The 19,207-nt window shown below is 71.9% G+C and carries 16 protein-coding genes; 9 read left to right on the top strand and 7 right to left on the bottom strand.

All coding sequences use genetic code 11. From position 1 onward, the window contains the following. Positions 1-39: 39 nt before the first annotated feature. From ACZ3IG_RS07860 to ACZ3IG_RS07880, 5 genes are read right to left on the bottom strand one after another with little or no spacing between them, the layout of a single operon-like run. A complete protein-coding gene (locus ACZ3IG_RS07860; RefSeq protein WP_467429955.1) occupies positions 40-1,098 on the bottom strand; it encodes a LacI family DNA-binding transcriptional regulator in 1,059 nt (352 codons plus the stop codon). Further along, positions 1,086-2,771 (bottom strand): glycoside hydrolase family 13 protein, encoded by a 1,686-nt coding sequence (locus tag ACZ3IG_RS07865; RefSeq protein WP_467429956.1) that lies wholly within the window; start codon positions 2,769-2,771, stop codon positions 1,086-1,088. Before ACZ3IG_RS07865 ends, ACZ3IG_RS07860 begins: the two co-directional genes overlap by 13 nt. A gap of 27 nt (positions 2,772-2,798) precedes the next feature. Further along, positions 2,799-3,671: a sugar ABC transporter permease gene (locus ACZ3IG_RS07870; RefSeq protein WP_467430550.1), complete on the bottom strand. Its 873-nt coding sequence runs from the start codon at positions 3,669-3,671 to the stop codon at positions 2,799-2,801. A gap of 8 nt (positions 3,672-3,679) precedes the next feature. Continuing rightward, positions 3,680-4,702, bottom strand: coding sequence for a carbohydrate ABC transporter permease (locus ACZ3IG_RS07875; RefSeq protein WP_467429958.1), 1,023 nt, complete (start codon positions 4,700-4,702; stop codon positions 3,680-3,682). Positions 4,703-4,728: 26 nt separating this feature from the next. After that, complete coding sequence (locus ACZ3IG_RS07880) at positions 4,729-6,003, bottom strand: extracellular solute-binding protein (protein ID WP_467429960.1); 1,275 nt, start codon at positions 6,001-6,003, stop codon at positions 4,729-4,731. Positions 6,004-6,245: 242 nt separating this feature from the next. On the opposite strand from ACZ3IG_RS07880, the gene ACZ3IG_RS07885 reads away from it, so the two are divergent. Beyond that, positions 6,246-7,283 (top strand): LacI family DNA-binding transcriptional regulator, encoded by a 1,038-nt coding sequence (locus ACZ3IG_RS07885; protein WP_467429962.1) that lies wholly within the window; start codon positions 6,246-6,248, stop codon positions 7,281-7,283. A gap of 59 nt (positions 7,284-7,342) precedes the next feature. On the opposite strand, the gene rfbB is transcribed toward ACZ3IG_RS07885, so the two are convergent. Beyond that, positions 7,343-8,320, bottom strand: coding sequence for a dTDP-glucose 4,6-dehydratase (rfbB, locus tag ACZ3IG_RS07890; protein WP_467429964.1), 978 nt, complete (start codon positions 8,318-8,320; stop codon positions 7,343-7,345). After that, positions 8,317-9,384 (bottom strand): glucose-1-phosphate thymidylyltransferase, encoded by a 1,068-nt coding sequence (locus tag ACZ3IG_RS07895; protein ID WP_467429966.1) that lies wholly within the window; start codon positions 9,382-9,384, stop codon positions 8,317-8,319. The genes rfbB and ACZ3IG_RS07895 overlap by 4 nt, the downstream gene beginning before the upstream one ends. Before the next feature lie 259 nt (positions 9,385-9,643). Here ACZ3IG_RS07895 and ACZ3IG_RS07900 point away from each other — a divergent pair, with 259 nt between their 5' ends. Genes ACZ3IG_RS07900 through ACZ3IG_RS07935 form a run of 8 tightly spaced genes read left to right on the top strand, consistent with a single transcriptional unit; the run spans position 9,644 to position 19,201 of the window. Next, on the top strand, positions 9,644-10,936 hold the full coding sequence (locus ACZ3IG_RS07900) for an aspartate aminotransferase family protein (RefSeq protein ID WP_467429968.1): 1,293 nt from the start codon (positions 9,644-9,646) through the stop codon (positions 10,934-10,936). After that, entirely contained in the window at positions 10,933-11,979 is a 1,047-nt protein-coding gene (locus ACZ3IG_RS07905; protein ID WP_467429970.1) for an ABC transporter ATP-binding protein, read from the top strand. The genes ACZ3IG_RS07900 and ACZ3IG_RS07905 overlap by 4 nt, the downstream gene beginning before the upstream one ends. After that, positions 11,976-12,785: an ABC transporter permease gene (locus ACZ3IG_RS07910; protein ID WP_467429972.1), complete on the top strand. Its 810-nt coding sequence runs from the start codon at positions 11,976-11,978 to the stop codon at positions 12,783-12,785. Before ACZ3IG_RS07905 ends, ACZ3IG_RS07910 begins: the two co-directional genes overlap by 4 nt. Next, complete coding sequence (locus ACZ3IG_RS07915) at positions 12,782-13,582, top strand: ABC transporter permease (protein WP_398791360.1); 801 nt, start codon at positions 12,782-12,784, stop codon at positions 13,580-13,582. The genes ACZ3IG_RS07910 and ACZ3IG_RS07915 overlap by 4 nt, the downstream gene beginning before the upstream one ends. 10 nt (positions 13,583-13,592) lie before the next feature. Further along, on the top strand, positions 13,593-15,059 hold the full coding sequence (locus ACZ3IG_RS07920) for a phosphotransferase (RefSeq protein ID WP_467429973.1): 1,467 nt from the start codon (positions 13,593-13,595) through the stop codon (positions 15,057-15,059). A gap of 2 nt (positions 15,060-15,061) precedes the next feature. After that, on the top strand, positions 15,062-17,155 hold the full coding sequence (locus ACZ3IG_RS07925; protein ID WP_467429975.1) for a glycogen/starch synthase: 2,094 nt from the start codon (positions 15,062-15,064) through the stop codon (positions 17,153-17,155). Further along, positions 17,148-18,281, top strand: coding sequence for a sugar phosphate nucleotidyltransferase (locus tag ACZ3IG_RS07930; protein ID WP_467429976.1), 1,134 nt, complete (start codon positions 17,148-17,150; stop codon positions 18,279-18,281). The genes ACZ3IG_RS07925 and ACZ3IG_RS07930 overlap by 8 nt, the downstream gene beginning before the upstream one ends. Beyond that, entirely contained in the window at positions 18,278-19,201 is a 924-nt protein-coding gene (locus ACZ3IG_RS07935; protein ID WP_467429979.1) for a carbohydrate kinase family protein, read from the top strand. Before ACZ3IG_RS07930 ends, ACZ3IG_RS07935 begins: the two co-directional genes overlap by 4 nt. Positions 19,202-19,207 lie beyond the last annotated feature (6 nt).

Consider the following 19,207-nt stretch of genomic DNA (forward strand, 5'->3'; position numbering starts at 1 on the left):
CCGGGGCCGGCTGCGGAGCCTCTTCCCGGGCCGGTGCGCTCAGCCGCCCCGCCGCGCCGTGGAACCGCGCACGACCAGCTCCGGCTGGAAGACGAACTCGGTCCGCCGCACGGGGGTTCCGCCGACCTCCTCCAGCAGCGCCCCCACCGCCGCTGTCGCCATCGCCTGCACCGGCTGACGCACGGTGGTGAGCGGTGGGTCGGTGAACGGGATCAGCGGCGAGTCGTCGAACCCGGTCACCGAGACGTCGTGCGGAACCGACAGGCCCCGTTCGCGCACCGCGCGGATCGCCCCCAGGGCCATCAGATCACTGCCGCAGACCAGGCCGGTGCACCCCCTGTCCAGCAGCGCCGCCGCGGCCGCGTGGCCTCCCTCCACCGTGAACAGGGTGCGCTCGATGTGCGCTTCGGCCTCTTCCGCCCGCATCCCGCAGAAGGAGCGCACGGCCGCGAGGAAGCCCTCGGCCTTGCGCCGCGACGGCACGAAACGGGTGGGGCCGACGGCCAGTCCGATCCGCGTGTGCCCCAGGTCGGCCAGGTGCCGCACCGCCATCCGTACCGCGGACCGGTCGTCGGACGACACGAAGGACGCCGTGATGCGCTCGTTGTAGCCGTTCACCAGGACGAACGGCACTCCCCGGGAGGCGAGTTTCTGGTACCGGACCGGATCGGCCGTCGTGTCCGCGTGCAGCCCGGACAGGAAGACGATGCCCGTGACGCCCCGGTCCTCCATCTGCTCCACCAGTTCGTCCTCGGTGGACCCGCCGGGCATCTGCGTGCACAGCACGGGCGTGTATCCGTGCCCGGCCAGCACCTGCTCGATGACCTGGGCGAAAGCCGGGAAGATCGGGTTCGTGAGTTCCGGGATCACCAGCCCGATCAGGCCGGCGCTGCGCTGACGCAGCCGTACGGGCCGCTCGTAGCCGAGTACGTCGAGTGCGGCCACCACCCGCCGCCGGGTGGCGGGGGCGACTCCGGGTTTCCCGTTGAGCACGCGGCTCGCCGTGGCCTCACTCACCCCGGCCTGCGCGGCGATGTCGGTGAGCCGTGGGGTGCCGTGCTCGGCACCCCACGTCAGGGAGAGGGTCACACCGCCCACCAGACGGTGCTGTCCGCGGGGAGCACGGCCGCGTCGCCCTCGGTCACCGGCTCGCAGCTGCTGAGCAGCGGCCGCCCTCGCGGGGCCCACCGCACCGGTGCGCCGGACAGGTTGACGGTGCAGACCAGGTCGCCGTCCCAGGCCCGGTCGCCCGGGCCCCGCGCGGTGCGGCGGAAGGCGAGGACGCCCTCGGGGGCCTCCAGCCACTCGACGCCGTCGCCGGCACCCAGGGCGGGGTGCTCCCGGCGCAGTGCCAGGGCACTGCGGTAGAGCTCCAGCGTCGAGCCCGGGTCGCCGGACTGCGCCTCGACCGACAAGTGCCTCCAGCTCTCCGGCTGCGGCAGCCAGCTCGGTCCGCCCTCGACGGGTCCGAAGCCGTACGGCGCCTCGGTCCCCGACCACGGGATCGGCACCCGGCAGCCGTCCCGCAGCCCGTCCTGCCCGTTGTCCCGGAAGAACGAGGGGTCTCGCCGCACCTCGTCCGGCAGGTCGGTCACCTCCGGCAGGCCGAGTTCCTCACCCTGGTAGAGGTAGGCGGACCCGGGCAGGGCCAGCATCAGCAGCGTCGCCGCGCGGGCCCGGCGCACCCCCTGCTCGGGACCGTCCACGGCGAGGCGGGTGGTGTGCCGGACGACGTCGTGGTTGGACAGCACCCAGGTGCTGGGCGCGCCCACCGGGCGCATGGCGTCGAGGCATTCGTCGATGGCCCGGCGCAGGGCGCCGGCGTCCCAGCCGGCTCCCAGGTAGGGGAAGTTGAACGCCTGGTGCAGCTCGTCCGCCCGCAGGTAGTTGGCCGTGCGCTCGGCGCTCGGTGTCCACGCCTCGGCGACGCCGATGCGCTCTCCCGGGTACTCGTCCAGGATTCCGCGCCAGGACCGGTAGATCTCGTGCACGCCGTCCTGGTCGAAGAAGGGCAGGGGCTGGGTGCCCAGCAGGCGCAGCTGCCCGGTGCGCCCCATGTCGGGCAGCCCCGCGGCCTTGACCAGGCCGTGGGCGACGTCGACGCGGAAGCCGTCGACGCCCATGTCGAGCCAGTAGCGCAGGACGGAGCGGAACTCGTCCCGCACGGCCGGGTTGTCCCAGTCGAAGTCGGGCTGCTCGGGAGCGAAGAGGTGGAGGTACCACTCCCCCGGTGTGCCGTCCGGGTTCTTCGTGCGCGTCCAGGCGGGGCCGCCGAAGATGGACTCCCAGTCGTTGGGCGGAGCCTCACCGGCTGTCCCGCGTCCCGGCCGGAAGTGGAAGCGGTCGCGCAGCGGGGAGCCGGGGCCCTCACGTAAGGCGCGCTGGAACCAGTCGTGCTGGTCCGAACAGTGGTTGGGGACCACGTCGACGATCACGCGCAGCCCCACGGCGTGCGCGTCGCGGATCAGTTCGTCCGCGTCGAGCAGCGTACCGAACACGGGGTCGACGGCCCGGTAGTCGGCGACGTCGTAACCGCCGTCGGCCTGGGGCGAGACGTAGAAGGGGCTGAGCCAGACGGCGTCGACGCCGAGGTCCCTCAGGTACGGCAGCCGGGAGCGGATGCCCTGGAGGTCGCCCACCCCGTCGCCGTCGCTGTCGGCGAAGCTGCGGGGATAGACCTGGTAGATCACGGCCTCCCGCCACCAGCCCGGACGCTCGCCGGGACCGGAGGGTCGGGTACGGGTGCCGGGTTCGGCAAGGTACTGGGTCATGGTTCTCCTGCCTGCGTTGGGGGACGGTCAGGACTTGGTGGCGCCTGCGGTCAGGCCGGAGACGAGATGCCGCTGGACGAGTCCGAAGACGATCGCGGCGGGGACCGCGATGATCACGGCGGCCGCGGTCAGCGCGCCCCAGTCGCTCGTGTACTGGTTGACGAACGTCTGGAGGCCCCCGGCGAGCGTGAGGTTCTCCTCGCCGGTCATGAAGGCGGACGCGTAGGCCACTTCGCCCCAGCCGGTGATGAAGGTGTAGAAGGCGGTGACGGCGAGCCCCGGCTTGGCCAGGGGCAGCACCAGCCGCCAGAACGTACCGAACGGGGTGAGCCCGTCGACCCGGCCGGCTTCGTCGATCTCGACCGGGATGCCGTCGAAGTAGCCCTTCATCATCCAGGCGCAGAACGGCACGGCGACGGTGAGATAGGTGACGACCAGTCCGATCGGCTGGTTGAGCAGCCCGAGGTTGGCGAGCAGGTTGTACAGCGGCACGATGAGCACCGCGACCGGGAACATCTGGGTGAGCAGGAGCATCCACATCAGGGGGCGCATGCCGGGGAAGCGGAAACGGCTCACCGCGTAGCCGGTGGTGGCGGAGATGAAGACGCCGATCAGCGTGGTCAGTCCGACGACGACCAGCGAGTTCTGCAGCCAGGACAGGAAGTCGGTGTCACGTACGACATGGCTGTAGTTGCCGAACGTGAAGTCCTTGACGAGCGAGGTGTCGAACGCGTCGGTCTTCGGTTTGAAGGAGGTGGCCAGCAGCCACAGCGGGGGGAAGACCGCGGCGACGGAGGCGGTCAGCAGGGTCAGGTGCAGTCCGAGCGAGGCCAGCGGGCCGCGCTCGCCGCGCTTGCGCGCGGAGGCCGACGGCTCGGTGCGTACGGGGGTGCGCGTGATCGTGTCGGTCACCAGGTGTCTCCCTGCTTGCGCAGTGCGCGGCGGTAGGCCGCGGTGACGAGGGCCAGGAGGAGCAGGATCAGCACGCCCCAGGCGGCGGACGTGGAGTAGTCCCGCGGGCTGATGACGAAGGACAGGCGGTAGGCGTACGTCACCAGGATCTCGGTGGCGTCGCCCGGGCCGCCCCGGGTCAGCAGGAAGATCACCGGGAACATGTTGAAGGTCCAGATGGTGCTGAGCAGGACGACCGTGCTCGAGACGGACCGCAGTCCGGGCAGGGTGATGTGGCGGAAGCGCTGCCAGGGGTTCGCCCCGTCCATCTCCGCGGCCTCGTAGAGGTCTCCGGGGATGGACTGCAGGCCGCCGAGGAGGGCGATGAGCATGAACGGCACGCCCACCCAGACGTTCACCGCGATGACGGAGATCTTCGCCCACGTGGGGTCGTTCAGCCAGGAGATCCGGTCGAACCCGGCGCCGGTGAGCAGTTCGTTGAACAGGCCGCTGCGTTCGTTGAACAGCAGGCGCCAGGTGAACACGGAGACGAACGCCGGCACCGCCCAGGGCAGGACCAGGGCCGTGCGGTACAGGGTGCGGCCCTTGAAGGTGCGGTTGAGCATGACGGCCAGGGCCAGCCCGAGGGCGAAGGAGAGCGCCACGCAGCTGACCGTCCACACCACGGTCCAGCCGAGCCGGTCCCAGAAGACCCCGTCACCGAGGATCGCCCGGTAGTTGGCGAGTCCGACGTGCTCGTACGTCGCGGGGATGTGGTTGACGCCGATGGTGCGCTCGACGTTGGCCTCGTTGGCGTCGGTGAAGGACAGCCAGACGCCGCGCGCCAGGGGGTATCCGATGATCACGCCGATCACGGCCACCACGGGGGCGACCATGCTCCAGGCGTACCAGTGGGTGGCCAGGGCCCTGCGCAGACGCCCCGGGGTCCTGGGATTCTTGTGGCCGGTGCGGTGGGTCCGGCCGCGGGCCCCCTGTGTGCCCGCGGCCTTCGTCGCCGACTGGCCGGTCTCGACAGCCATGGGTCGTCGGTCCACCTTCCCGTGGCCTACTTGTAGTCCTTGAGCAGCTTGCGGTAGGCGTCGCCGGTGCTCGACGCCGCCTTGTCCGGGCTGGTCTTGCCGGCCAGCACGTTGGCCATCTGCAGCCGGACGGGCTCGAAGAGGGCGTTGCCCTGGGCGATCCACGGTCGCTCCACGGCCTTGTCGACCGCCGGCTTGAAGAACCTCACCATCTCGTTGTCCGCGACGGCCGGCACCTCGTAGACGGAGGCGCGGGTGGGGAGCAGGCTCAGCTTCTCGGTGGTCTCCTGCTGCACCTCGGCGGAGCTCATGTACTTCACGAAGGCGTAGGAGGCGTCGAGGTTCTTCGAGCCGGCGTACACCGACAGGTTCCACCCGCCCTGAGGTGATCCCTGACCGGCGCTGCCGGCCGGGACGGGGGCCACTCCGAGGCTGGCGGAGTCCTTGAACCGGGCTCCCGCCTTGACGTCCTCGATGGCCCACGGACCGTTGAGCATCATGGCGACCTTGCCCGACTTGAAGGCGTTCTGCATGTTGTTCCAGCCGTCGGACGCGTCCGTGATGGCCGCTTCACTGTCCACCAGGTCCTTGAGGATCCGGTACGCCTTCACACCGGGTCCGTCGTCGATGGTGACGGTCCTGTTCTTCTCGTCGACCAGGTCGCCGCCCTCGCCGTAGAGGTAGGGCAGGAACCAGTACGGGTCGTCGCCCCGCAGGTAGAGGCCGGTCGCGCCGGTCTTCTCCTTGATCCTGGCGGCGGCCGTCTTCAGCTCGGCGACGGAGGCGGGTGCCTGGACGCCGGCCTTCTTCAGCAACTCCTTGTTGTAGAAGAGCGCCAGGGTGTCGATCACCTGCGGGACCGCGTAGGTCTTCCCCTCGTACTTCGTGCTGGCCGCGGCCTGCGGGAGGTAATCCGACGTGTCGTCGAGGGCGGCCGTGCCGTCGAGCGGGGCGAGGTAACCGATGCTGGCGAAGTCCGCGACCCAGGCCACCTCCGTGCGCATCACGTCCGGGGCACCGGAGTTGCCGCCCGCCGCGTTCTTGAACTTGGCGTTCGCCTCGCCGAACGGCACGTTGACGTACTTGACGTCGACCTTCGGGTGTTCCTTCTCGAAACGCTCCGCGAGGGCCTGGTACGTCGCCTTCTCCGCCTCGTTGGAGGTGTCCCAGAAGGTGACGGTTCCCGACAGCTCCCCGCTGCCCCCGCCGGCACCGTTCCGGCCGTCGTCGTCCCCGCCACATGCCGAAGCCGTCATGGCCAGAGCCGCGACCAGCGCGGTGGCCGCAATGCCACGCCGCATTATGAACTCCCCTGTTTCTTCCCGGACTTGGGCGGAGGCGCCGAGGCCTCACGCCAACCGCTCCTGCGCGGCGCCGGGGTTGCCAGGAACGTAACAGGGACGAAAGGCCGCCGAAAGAAGTTGCGGCAATTTGCTGCAAGCAGTTTCAGCCATTGTGCGGACGACGGACAGGCGTACTGCGCGGCCCCGTCGTCTTCCCACGCAGTGGGCACAGCGGCGGCCGGCGGGTAAAGTGCCATGCCATGACCATGCGGCTCGCCGACATCGCAGCCCAGGCGGGCGTCAGCAAGGCCACGGTCAGCCGCGTGCTCAACGGCGCGCGCGGTGTGGCCACGGACACCCGCGACTCCGTGCTCGCCGCACTCGACACGCTGGGGTACGAGTACCCGTCACGGCAGCGGCGTGCGGAGCTGGTCGGCCTGATCACACCGGAGCTGGACAATCCCGTCTTCCCCGCGCTGGCCGAAGTGATGGGGCAGGCGCTCACGCGCCGGGGGTACACGCCCGTCCTGGCCACGCAGACGCCGGGGGGTTCGACCGAGGACGAACTCACCGAGATGCTCGTGGGCCGCGGGGTGGCCGGCATCGTCTTCGTCTCCGGGCTGCACGCCGACACCACCGCGGACACCGGACGCTACGACCGGCTGCACCGGCAGCGGGTGCCCTTCGTGCTCGTCAACGGGTTCTCCCCCCGGATCGAGGCGCCCTTCGTCTCTCCGGACGACCGGGCCGCCATGCGTCTGGCCGTGGCACATCTGGCCGAGTTGGGGCACGAGCGCATCGGGCTCGCGCTCGGGCCGGAGCGCTTCGTGCCGGTCCAGCGCAAGATCGAGGGCTTCCTCATCGGTGTGCACGAGCACCTGGGGCTGTCTGCGCAGGAGGCCGGGGAGCTGATCCAGCACTCACTGTTCTCTCTGGAAGGGGGCCAGGCAGCGGCGTCCGCGCTGATCGACAGGGGATGCACGGCTGTCGTGTGCGCCAGCGACATGATGGCCCTCGGCGCTGTCCGGGCCGCGCGCCAGAGGGGCCTCGCGGTTCCCGGCGACCTCTCGGTCGTCGGCTTCGACGACTCGCCGCTCATCGCCTTCACCGACCCTCCGCTGACCACGATCAGACAGCCCGTCAAGGCGATGGGGCAGATCGCCGTGGACGCGCTGCTGGAGGAGATGTCCGGAACGCCGCCGCCGCGCACCGAGTTCGTCCTCATGCCGGAACTGGTGGTCCGGGGGTCCACCGCCGCCACTCCGCGGGACGGCCAGCACCCGCCGGGCCGGCACTGATCCGCCGGACACCACACGCCGGGGCGGCCGAGGTCCCGTGGTCCCGGTCCGGCCCGGCGTCACGCGGACGCGAGCAGCGGACGCCACCAGTCCGCGTGGCGCTCGTACCACCGGGCGGTCTCGGCCAGGGCGGCCGCGAAGTCGGTGCGGGGCCGGTATCCGAGTTCGGTGGTGATCTTGCTGTGGTCGACCGCGTAACGCCGGTCGTGCCCCTTGCGGTCCTGGACGTGTTCGATCCGCTCCGGGCCCGCGCCGCACAGGGCGAGCAGCCGGTGCGTGAGCTCCAGGTTGGGCAGCGAGGTGCCGCCCCCGATGTTGTAGACCTCCCCCGGCCGGCCCGACACGCGGACGAGTTCGACGGCCCGGACGTGGTCGTCGACGTACAGCCAGTCGCGCTCGTACCGTCCGTCGCCGTAGAGCGGGACGGTGCCGCCGGACAGCAGGCGGGCCAGGAAGCGCGGGATGAGCTTCTCCGGGTGCTGGTGGGGCCCGAAGTTGTTCGAGCAGCGGGTCACCCGGACGTCCAGTCCGTGCGTGCGGTGATGGGCCAGGGCGATCAGGTCCGAGGCCGCCTTCGACGCCGCGTACGGCGAGGTGGGCCGCAGAGGATCGCTCTCCTTGGCGGCCCCCTGGGGGAGGGAGCCGTACACCTCGTCGGTGGAGACGTGCACGAAGGTGCGCACGCCGTGGCGGAGCGCGGCGTCGAGCAGCACCTGGGTGCCCAGCACATTGGTGCGGGTGAAGGCGCCGCCGTCGGCGATGGAACGGTCGACGTGCGACTCGGCGGCGAAGTGCACGATCTGGTCGTGGCGTCGGGCCAGCGCGTCCACCAGGGACGCGTCGCACACGTCGCCCTGGACGAAGGTGAGGCCGGGGTGGTCGCGCACCGCGTGGAGGCGTGCGAGGCTGCCGGCGTAGGTGAGTCTGTCGAGGACGGTCACCGCCGTGCCACCGGGCCCTCGGGGCGACAGGAGGTGGCGGACGTAGGCGGAGCCGATGAAACCCGCCCCGCCGGTGACGAGGATCGCTGCGTTCATGGGGTGAGGTACACCTTGCTGTGGTCGCCGATCACCAGACGGTGAGCTTGCGGAAGACGGGGGGCCGGGCCCACGACGGCGCCGCGGCCGATGAGGGACGCCTCGATGCGGGACACCCCCTCGACCTGCGCGCCGCGCAGCAGGACGGAGTACTCGACGGCACTGTCCTCGACCCGGCAGTCCTCCCCGATGGAGGTGTACGGACCGACACTGGAGTTGCTGACGACGGCGCCCGCGCCGATGACCACCGGGCCGACGACGCGTGACCCGCGCACCACCGCGCCCTCGGCCACCCGGACCCGGCCGATCAGCGTGCTGTGCGCGTCGACCTTGCCCTCGATCCGGCCCTCCAGCCCGTCGAGGACGTGGCGGTTGACCTCCAGCATGTCCTCCGCGCTGCCGGTGTCGCGCCAGGGCCGGGTGGTGGTCTCGGCGCGCACGCGCAGCCCTTGGTCGACCATCCACTGCACGGCGTGGGTGATCTCCAGCTCGCCGCGTGCCGAGGGGGCGATGGCGCGCACCGCCTCGTGCACGACCGGGCTGAAGGCGTACACGCCGATGAGGGCGAGCGCGCTGCGCGGAGTGTCGGGCTTCTCCTCCAGGCGCAGCACGTTCCCTTCGGCGTCGACCTCCGCGACTCCGAACGCGGAGGGGTCCGCTACGGGGGTCAGCAGCAGCCGGGCCGCCGCGGCATCGGCGGCGGCGAGACGCACGAAGTCGGTGACCCCCTGCGAGAGGTAGTTGTCGCCCAGGTACAGCAGGAAGTCGTCGTCACCGAGGAAGTCGCGGGCGATGCGCACCGCGTGCGCGAGGCCGAGCGGGCGGGACTGTCGCAGGTAAGTGATGCGTAATCCGAACTCCGTGCCGTCACCGGTCAGTTCGCGGATCTCGCGGCCGTGCGACCCCACGACGACGCCGACTTCCCGGATGCCCGCCGCGGCGAGGGAGTCCAGCGCGTGGAACAGCACGGGTCTGTTGGCGATGGGGAGCAGCTGCTTGGCGCCGGTGTGCGTGAACGGCCTCAGTCTGCTGCCGGTTCCGCCTGCCAGGACCAGGGCCTTCACCTCGACCTCCGCGGGGGCGGACCGGTCGGGGGGCGTTTTCTCACAGGTCTCTCCTCGCATGAGAGGCGTGGCGTCGCCGTGGGCACATCGACTCAAGCAGACTGCCGCGCCCCCTCGCAACAACTTTCTGAAACGATCCGCAAAGCCTTGCAGTCATCTGCGTTCAAGTGTTTGACTCAAGTCGAACCGCCAACCGTGGTGTGTCACACCGCAGTTCGCCGGTGAGCGCGTACAGCCGGTCCGACGAGCAGGGACAGCGATGACAGGTTTACGGCAGACCCAGTACCTGGCACGGGAGGCCCGGCATCTGGCGCCGGGCGCTTCCGAGGAAGCCGTTCACGGACGCCGGGTGTTCGCCGAGGGGCACGGTCCCGTGCTGACCGACCTCGACGGCAACCAGTACCTCGACTTCGCCGCCGGCACCCTCACCCAGTCCCTGGGCCACGGGCACCCGGAGGTGGTCGAGGCGCTCACCGCCCAGGCCCGCCGTCTGTGGAACGTCCACGACAGCGCCACTCCGGACCGCGCCGGCCTGCTGGACCTGCTCGCCAGGCTGCTGCCCGAGCGGCTCGACACCTACGCGTTCTTCTCCACCGGCGCGGAGGTGGTCGAGGCCGCACTGCGGGTCGTCCAGGCGACCGCGCCGCCGGGACGCAACCGGATCGGGGCCCTGCGGCACGGCTTCCACGGCAAGACCATGGGGGCCAGGATGCTCGTGCACTGGGACATCGGCCACCAGGCGTTCAGCGGCAACAGCGTGCTGGGCTACAGCCCTTACTGCTACCGCTGCCCCCTGGGGCTGGAGTACCCGTCGTGCGACGTGCGCTGCGCGACGCTGGTGCGCCGGCACATCGCCGAGAAGCCCAACGTCTCCGCGCTGGTCTTCGAACCCGTCCTCGGCGCGGCGGGGGTCATCGTGCCGCCGCCGGGTTACTGGGAACGCATCGCGGACGCCTGCCGGGAGGGCGGCGTCCTGCTCGTCGCGGACGAGGTGCTCACCGGCGGCGGACGCACCGGGGCCTTCCTCGCCAGTGACCTCTTCGGCGTCGAACCGGACCTGGCGATGCTGTCCAAGGGCACCGCGAGCGGGTTCCCCTTCGCCGTTCTCGCCGGCCGTGCGGAGCTGCTGCGCAGCCCGGAAGCGGCCACCTCGGGGGCGTACGCCTCGACGTACGCGAGCAATCCACTGGGCATCGCCGCCGCCCGCGCCACGCTCGAGGTCGTCGAGCGCGACCGGCTGATCGACCGCGTACGCGTCCTCGGCGAGATCATGGAGGACCGGCTGCGCGTCCTGGAGTCCCGCTTCGACCGGCTGGGCCAGGTGCGCGGCCTGGGACTGCTGTGGGGTCTGGAGTTCGTCACCGATCCCACCAGCCGCGCCCCCGCACCCGAGGCGGCCCGGGCCGTCTACACCACGGCCCTCGACCTGGGACTGCGCACCTCCCTCGGAGGCCACATCCTGCGCCTGGCCCCGCCGTTCACCCTCGACGAGGCCCGGCTCGAGGAGGGTCTGCGGCTGCTGGAGAAGGCCCTCGAACGGGTGATCGCGTGATCGTGGCGGAGCGCCTCGTCAAGGAGTTCCGGCTGGCCGAACGCAAACCCGGCCTGCTCGGCAGCCTCTCCACCCTCCTCACCCGCCGCCACCGCGTGGTGCGCGCGGTCGACGACGTCTCCTTCGAGATACCGGCCAGCACCAAGACGGCCTACATCGGCGCCAACGGGGCCGGCAAGTCGACCACGATCAAGATGCTGACCGGCATCATGACCCCCACCTCCGGCCGCTGCACGGTCGCCGGCCTGGAGCCGTACCGCCACCGGCAGCGCAACGCCCGCACCATCGGTGTCGTCTTCGGCCAGCGCAGCCAGCTGTGGTGGGACCTGTCGGTGCCGGACTCCTTCCGCATCCTGCGCCGCGTCTACGACATCCCCGAGCCGGTCTACCGGCGCAACCTCGGCCTGTTCCGCGAGCTCCTCGACATCGACGCGCTGGGTTCGACCCCCGTACGGCAGCTGAGCCTCGGCCAGCGCATGCGCGCCGAGATCGCGGCGAGCCTGCTGCACGACCCCGCCGTCCTGTTCTGGGACGAGCCCACCATCGGCCTCGACATGGTGCTCAAGGACGCGGTGCGCCACCTGGTCAACCGCGCCCACCGGGAGCTGGGCACCACCGTGGTGCTCACCAGCCACGACATCGCCGACATCGGCGCGATCTGCGACAGCGCCCTGGTCGTCGACCACGGCCGGGTCGTCCACCAGGGGACCCTGAAGGACCTGCTGCGCACCGCCGACCACCGCTCGGTCGTCTTCGACCACCGGGACGGCACCGCGGCCGGTACCGTCCGCGCCCGCGTCGAGGCCGGTCTGCCGGGCGTGCGCGCCACACCGGACGACGGCGGCCGCATCCGCGTCGACTACCCGGCCGGCCGCTACACCTCCCGGCAGGTCCTCACCTTCCTCCTGGACCACTTCGACCTCGCCGACTGGTACGCCCCCGAACCCGGCCTGGAGGACGTGCTCCGCAAGATCTACGGCCGCGCACGCGTTCCCGCCGGCACCCCCGACGAGGCCGGCCGTACACCTGACGGTGCCGCATGACCGCCCGTCTGCGCCGCTACACGCCGTTCGCCACCAGCGGCCTGCAGTCCCTGCTGCAGTACCGCTCGATGTTCGCGATGACCGCGATGACCGCGGCCGCCGGGGCGGCGGTGACCGTCTTCCTGTGGCGCGCCGTGTACGCGGGCACACCCGGCCGCGGACCCGGCGGCTTCACCGTGGAGGACATCACCACCTACCTGCTGGTGGCCCAGATCCTGCAGGTGCTGCACACCAACCGGGTGGACGACGAGGTCGCGGCCGAGGTGTACCGGGGTGACGTCGCGGTCATGCTGGTGCGCCCCGTCAGCTACCCGGTGACGCGGTTCTTCGCCTGCCTGCCCGTGGTGGGGGCCAACGCCGTCCTGGTCGGCCTGCCGGTCCTCGGCCTGTTCGCGCTGCTCGTCCCGCTCACCGCGCCCCGGCCGGCGGATCTGCTGCTGTTCGCCTTCTCCACCGCCCTGTCGGTGCTGCTGGCGTTCTGCGTGAACCTGCTGACCGGCATGACCGGTTTCCTCACCACCAACACCTGGGGCGTGCGGATGGTCAAGCAGAGCGTCGTCGCCTTCTTCGCCGGACAGCTCGTGCCGCTCGCGCTGATGCCGGGCCCGCTGTCCGCGCTCGCGAGGGTCCTGCCCTTCCGCGGCATGGTCGACGGTCCGCTGACCCTGCTGCTCGGCCGCTACGACGGCTGGACGGACGCCGCCGGGGTGCTCGTCCAGCAGGCGGCCTGGGCGGCCGGGCTGTCGCTGCTGTGCGCCGCGCTGTGGCGTGCCGCCCTGGGACGGCTGGAGGTGCTCGGCGGATGACGCGCACCATGACGCGGTACCTGCGGCTGGCCTGGTTCCTGGGCGGGGTGGGCCTGCACCGGCTGGCCGCGTACCGCATGGACTTCGTGCTCGGCGCGGGCGCTTTCCTGGTGCGGGTCGGCATCCAGACGGCGGTCGTCGGCCTCGTCTTCCGGCAGGTCCCCGCCGTGGGTGGCTGGTCGTACCACGAGGTGCTGTTCCTGCTGGGGTTCTCCCTGCTGCCGCGCGGGCTCGACCACCTCTTCACCGACCAGTTGTGGGAACTGGGCCGCAAGCTGGTCCAGCGCGGGGAGTTCTACCGCTACCTCGTCCGGCCGGTCGACCCGCTGTTCTCCCTGCTGTCGGAGCGCTTCTTCCACCCCGACGGGCTCGGCGAACTCGTCGTCGGCGCCGTCCTGGTGGGATACGCGGGGAGCGAGCTCGGCCTGTCGCTCAGCCCCGTGCAGTGGGTGCTGGCGCCCGTGCTGGTGCTGTGCGGGGCGCTGCTGCACACCTCGGTGAAGCTGCTCTTCGCCTCCCTGTCCTTCTGGACGGTGACGAGCATGCCCGCGATGTACGCGGCCAACCAGGTGTCGGAGTTCTCCGCCTACCCCCTGGACATCTACCACCCCTCGCTGAAGGCCCTGCTCACCTGGGTCCTGCCCTTCGCCTTCACCGCCTACGTGCCCTGCGTCTACCTGCTGAGCGGCGGGACCGGCCTGCTCGGCTGGCTGCCCGTGGTGACCGCCGGCGCCCTGGCCCTCGCGCTGACCGTCTGGCGCCGCGGCGTCAACCGCTACGAAATGACCGGGAGTTGAGCCTGGCATGATGAGAAACGACGATCTGGGCCCCTTACTGCGCACCGCCCCGTGGATGCCCGAGGACGGCCGGCGGGCCGAGCGCTTCGAGTGCGTCGACCACGCGGACCTCGGCGCCACCGCCCGCCTGCTGGTCGTGGCCGCCGTCGGCGGGCCGGCGTCGGGCCGGCGCTACTTCGTGCCGGTGCGGCCCGCGCCCACGGGGCACCGCGCCGAAGAGGCGCACGGCAGCGTCGAGTTCGACTCCGCCGTGCTGGACGCGGTCTGCGCCGGCCGCCGGCTGCCCACCGCCCGCGGCGGCCGGGTGCTCTTCCGCGGTGCGGGACTCACCACGCGCTCGGTGCGCCGGCTGCCGTTCGAGCGGGGCTGGTCCTCCAACGTGCTGTCCCTGGTGGAGAACGACGGGACCGCCTACGTCCACAAGACCTACCGGCGGCTGGACGAGACCGTCCGGGAGCCGGAACTCCTGCGGCTGATGAACGGGACCGGCCGCACCCCCGACTGGGCGGGCGACTACGCCTACGTCGACCCGGCCGACGGCACCCACCGCCCGCTGGGCGTGTTCTACCGGTACGCCCCCGGAGACGGGATCGACCTGCCGCTGAGGCACAGCATGCGGTCCCTGTGGCCGAAGGTGACCGGCGGACGGGCCCCCGGCTCACTCGACGACGTCGTGCGGGCACACCTGCGCCCGCTCGCGGACAACCTGCGCGACGCCGGGCGCTTCCTGGCCGGCTTCCACCGCGATCTGGCCGGCCGGCTCGGCCGGGGTCCCGTGCCGCCGTACCCGGTACGGGAGATGCTGGCCCGGGCCACCGCCCGCACGGACGCACTGGCCTCGGCGGACATCGACCTGCCCGAGGCCCCGCGCGCCGCCGCCTTCACGGCTCTGCGGCAGGAGGCCGCCGCGCTGCGGAGCGCCTTCGACGCCGCCCCGGCGGGGTTCCCCTCGGGGCCGTGCCACGGCGACCTGCACCTGTCCCACCTGCTGTGCCGGCCGCGCGACGACGGAGGCTGGTCGATGAACGTCATCGACATGTCCACCCCCGCCCTCGGCCCCGGCGAGGCGGGCTGGGCCGCGCAGTCGCCGGTCCAGGACCTGGTCGCCGTCCAGCGCGCCCTGGAGTACTTCACCGCCGACGAGGCGGCCTTCGAGAGCGCACGGCGCCTCGGCGTCGACTCCATGGAGACGATGCGGGACGCGCTGGACGGCGCCGGCGACCGGCCGCCCGGGCAGCGCTCCGTACTGCGCCCGGTCTTCCACGCCGCCGACGTCTGGCGGGCGCACGTGCTGCGGCTGCTCCTCGGACGCACGGTGGACGACCCCCTGCGCCGGCTGCTGTACCTGGACCGGCTGCTGCACGAACTCGCCTACAACACCGACCACGCCCGCCCCTACCACGCCGCGATCGACCTGCGCCACGCCCTCGCGCTCGGCGCCCGCACCCCGGCCCCGGCCCTCCCAGCAAGGACGTGAACGTGACCGAGCCCCCGATGCACATCATCGAGACCTACTTCGAATGCTGCGGCTTCGACCACACCTTCCTGCAGGGCGGCACCTCGGTGTACCTGTGGAACCTCTCCCGGGAGTTCGCCGCCCGCGGGCACCGGGTCTCCCTCGTCACCCCCGCGCACGGCAGACTCGACGACCTGCGCGGCAGGTACGAGGTGGAGGACCTCGGCTACTCGGACGAGTACGTGCTGCCGCTGGTCCTCGACCCGGAGGTGTGGCACGGCTTCCCCGCCGAGACCGGACTGCCCGTGCGCACCACCGCGCACCGCATCCGCCTCGACGGCGTGGACCTGTACTTCCTGTCCAACGAGCACCTCGACCGGCTCCCGGACACCTTCTACCCGCCGTACTCCGCCAAGGGCCGGGACCTGGTCTTCTTCAAGCCGCTGGTCTTCCAGGTGGACAGCGTGCGCTTCCTGCGCCACTGGTTCGGCGGGGAACGGGCGATCGTCCACGCCCACGAGCCCTTCTACCACTACCTGCTGCCGGCCGCGCTGCGCGACGACCCGACGAAGCACGTCGTCAGCACGGTGCAGAGCAACATGCCGATCACCAAGAAGGTCTACGCGCCCGAGGTCCGGCGCCTGCTCGAGCTCCTGGGCACACCGGACGGCCTGCCGCAGGAGCACCCGCCGGCCGGGCCGGACCTCGAAGCGGTGCGCCAGTACCAGCAACTGACCCATCTGCACTACGAGTACCCGCCGGACCACGTGGCCGTCTACCAGTTGGTCCTGGAGAACGCCGACCTGATCGACTTCCTCTCGCCCGGCCAGCTCGACTTCTACGCCTCCTTCCGGGACACGCCCTTCGAGGCGCTCTTCGCGCACCTGCCCCTGGCGCGGGCCGTGAAGGAGAACGCGCACAAGATGTTCGTCGGGGGCTGCGCCCTATCCGACCGGTGGCTCGCCTGGGACCCGGGCGAGGTGGACCGGTCGGCGGTACTCGAAGGGCTGGGACTGGATCCCGCGCTGCCGACGTTCTTCCACAACGCCCGCTACGCCCTGCACCACAAGGGCCAGCTGGAGCTGATGCGCGCCGTCGACCGGGTGCTGGGCGACGGCCTGGCCGCGAACTTCGTCGTGCGCTGCATCTCCGGCGCCCCGCTCGACGACCCCTGCTTCCGCGAGGTCGCCGAGCGGCACCGGGGCCGGCTGCACCTGGAGTCGGAGCGGGTGGACGAGCGGCGGGTGTTCGAGTACGCGTCGGCCGCCGACTTCTGCCTGTTCCCCTCCAAGTTCGAGATGGACACCTTCCTCATCGCCCAGGGCGAGGCGATGGTGTGCGGGGCGGTGCCCATCGCGACGGCGCAGGAGGGCATGGCGCACTTCCGGCACGCCCGGCCCGAGCCGGAGACCACCGGCCTCGCCGTCAACCGCTCCTTCGCCGAGGACGACCCGCTGCTCACCGCCGCGCTCGCCGCGCGCGTCCGGGAGGCGGTGGAGCTGTGGTCCGACGACCCGGCCCGCTACCGCGAGCTGTCCCAGCGCGCGGCGGCGGTCGCCCGGCAGTTCACCTGGGAACACTGCGCGGACCTGCATCTCGCCGCGTTCGGCCGCCTGTGGCGGGGCGAGCCGGCCGAGCTGCCCGCCGAACGCGCCCTGCGGCACGGCTGGTTCGACCTGCTGAAGGACGAGGAGATCACCGAGGAGGCGGCCCTCGCCCACGGCGACCCGGCGGCGTACGCGCGCCGCGCCCCCGTCGACGCCCCGGTCGCCCGTCGGTTCTTCCACGCGGCCTGGGAGCGGGCCGACTTCCGTACCTGCGAACGGATCGTGGACCGCCACCCGGCCGCGGTGACCGCCGAGGAGGTGCGCGCCCTGCGGGAGCGGTGCTCGGTCGGCGGCGACGGCGGGCTGGTGTACCGGCTGCCGCACGCCGAGCGGGTGGAGCTGGTGACCCCGGCCCCGCGCGGCCCGGCGGTCCGGGCGCTGCCCGGGGTGCGGGAGCTGCGCCGCACCGCGCCCGGCGTGTTCGAGGGACCGCCGCCGCGGCCGGGGGCGCGGCTGCTGCTGACGCTGTCCTCCGGCCGGGTCACCTGGGACGAGGCCCGTCATGGCTGAGCGTGGAGGGGTGCGCGCGGTGCTGCTGGCGGGCGGTGAGGGACGGCGCATGGGGCCGCTGGGCGAGGGGCGTCTGAAGCCGCTCGTCCCGTACGGAGGCGCCTGCCGCCTGGTCGACTTCAGCCTCGCCAACGCGCGCGACTCGGGACTGGGGGAAGTACTGCTGCTGTCCCAGTACGAGGAACGCCGGCTGATGGACGACCTGTACCGGGTGTGGAACCGCGACCCGGGCTTCCGAGTGCACTTCGGGCCGTACGACGACGCCTACCGGGCCGCGGGCGCCGGGCTTCCCCGCGAGCTGCCCGCACGTACCTGGCCGGCCGAGCGCGGTACCGCGGACGCCCTGATCCGCAAGGCCGGGCACGTCTTCGGCGGTGACCGCGAGCAGGTCCTGGTGCTGCACGCGGACCACGTCTACCGCTTCGACTACCGGCCGCTGATCGCGGAGCACCGGGCCTCCGGCGCCGCTCTGACCGTCGCCTACCAGCGGATCGAGCGGCGCTGGGTCCACCTGTTCGGGATGGTCCGCTTCGACCGGGCGGGCCGGCTCACCGAGTTCACGGAGAAGCCGGCCGAACCGACCAGCGACCTGGTGTTCGCCGCGTTCTGCGTCTTCGACGCCGCGGTGCTGCACCGCTACCTGGAGAAGCTGGACGGCACCGACTGGCAGCACGACATCAGCCGGGACGTCATCCCCGCGATGCTCGCGGGCGGCGAGGACATCCGCGGCCACGAGGTAGCCGGCCACTGGGAGGACATCGGCACCGTCGAGCGCTACCACCGGGCGCACCTGATGCTCGCGGCCGGCGGGCCGCGGGCCGGGCTCCCGGTCGAACGGATGCCCATGACCGTCCGGCCCGGGGTGGACCGGGGCTGGGTGGCCGACTCCCTGGGCGTGGTCGCCTCGTTGGTCCCGGCGGACCTCGTCAACGAAGGCCGGGTGGAGCACAGCGTGCTCTTCCCCGGAGTCACCGTCGGGGCGGGCGCCCGGGTCCGGCGCAGCGTACTGCTGCCCGGTGCCGCGGTCGGCCCCGGTCAGGACATCGACTCGGCGGTGGTCCTGGAGAACGGACAGGTGCAGCGGGTCGAGGACCCCGCGGCCGTCGCGGAAGGAGCCCGTACATGAGCCCGTCCCCCTACGACGTCCTGGTGGTCGGCGGAGCCGGCGTGGACACCGTCGTCCGCGTCGAGAAACTGGAGGTCCCCCCGGGCGACTCGCTGCACGTGCCTCCGGTGTACGACTACGTCGCGCACACCGGCAACGGCGTGGCGCTCGGCTGGCACGCCCTGGGCCTCACCACCAAGTTCATCGACTTCCTCGGCGACGATCCCCAGGGTCACGCGGTGCTCGCCGCGTACGCCGGGCACGGTCTGGACTTCAGCCACGTGGTGTCCCCGCACGGCACCCCGCGCGGCGTCAACCTGGTCGACGCGCAGGGCCGCCGCTTCTCCTTCTACGACTCCCGGCACCCCGCGGACCTGCGGCTGCCGCGCGCCTTCTACCTGCCCCACCTGGAGCGGGCGCGCCATGTCCACCTCTCCATCGTGGGCCACAACCGCGACCTGTACGAGGACGTCCACCGGCTCGGGGTGACCAGCTCCACCGACCTGCACGACTGGGACGGTGTCAACCCCCACCACCGCACCTACGCCCTCGCCTCCGACTACGTCTTCATGAGCGCCGCGGCCGTCCACGACCGGCTTGCGGAGGTCCTGCACGGCATCGTCGACGAGGGCCGGGCCCGCCTCGTCGTGGCCACCGACGGAGCGGACGGCTGCCACGTGCTCGTGCGGGGCGAGGCCGGGGTGCGCCACTTCCCGGCCGTGCGGCCGGAGCGGCCCGTCGTCGATTCCAACGGGGCCGGCGACGCCTTCGTCACCGCGTTCCTCCACACCCACTTCGAAGGGCGGCCGGTGGAGGAGTGCGTCCTGGCCGGATCGGTGTCCGGGGCCTTCGCCTGCGGTGCCGCCGGCACCCACACCGAGTTCATCGACCTGCCCGGCCTGCGCGCGGCCTGCGCCCGCGCGCGGGCCGCGGCGGAGTGAAGGAGC

The organism is Streptomyces sp. NPDC016677, assembly GCF_055562815.1.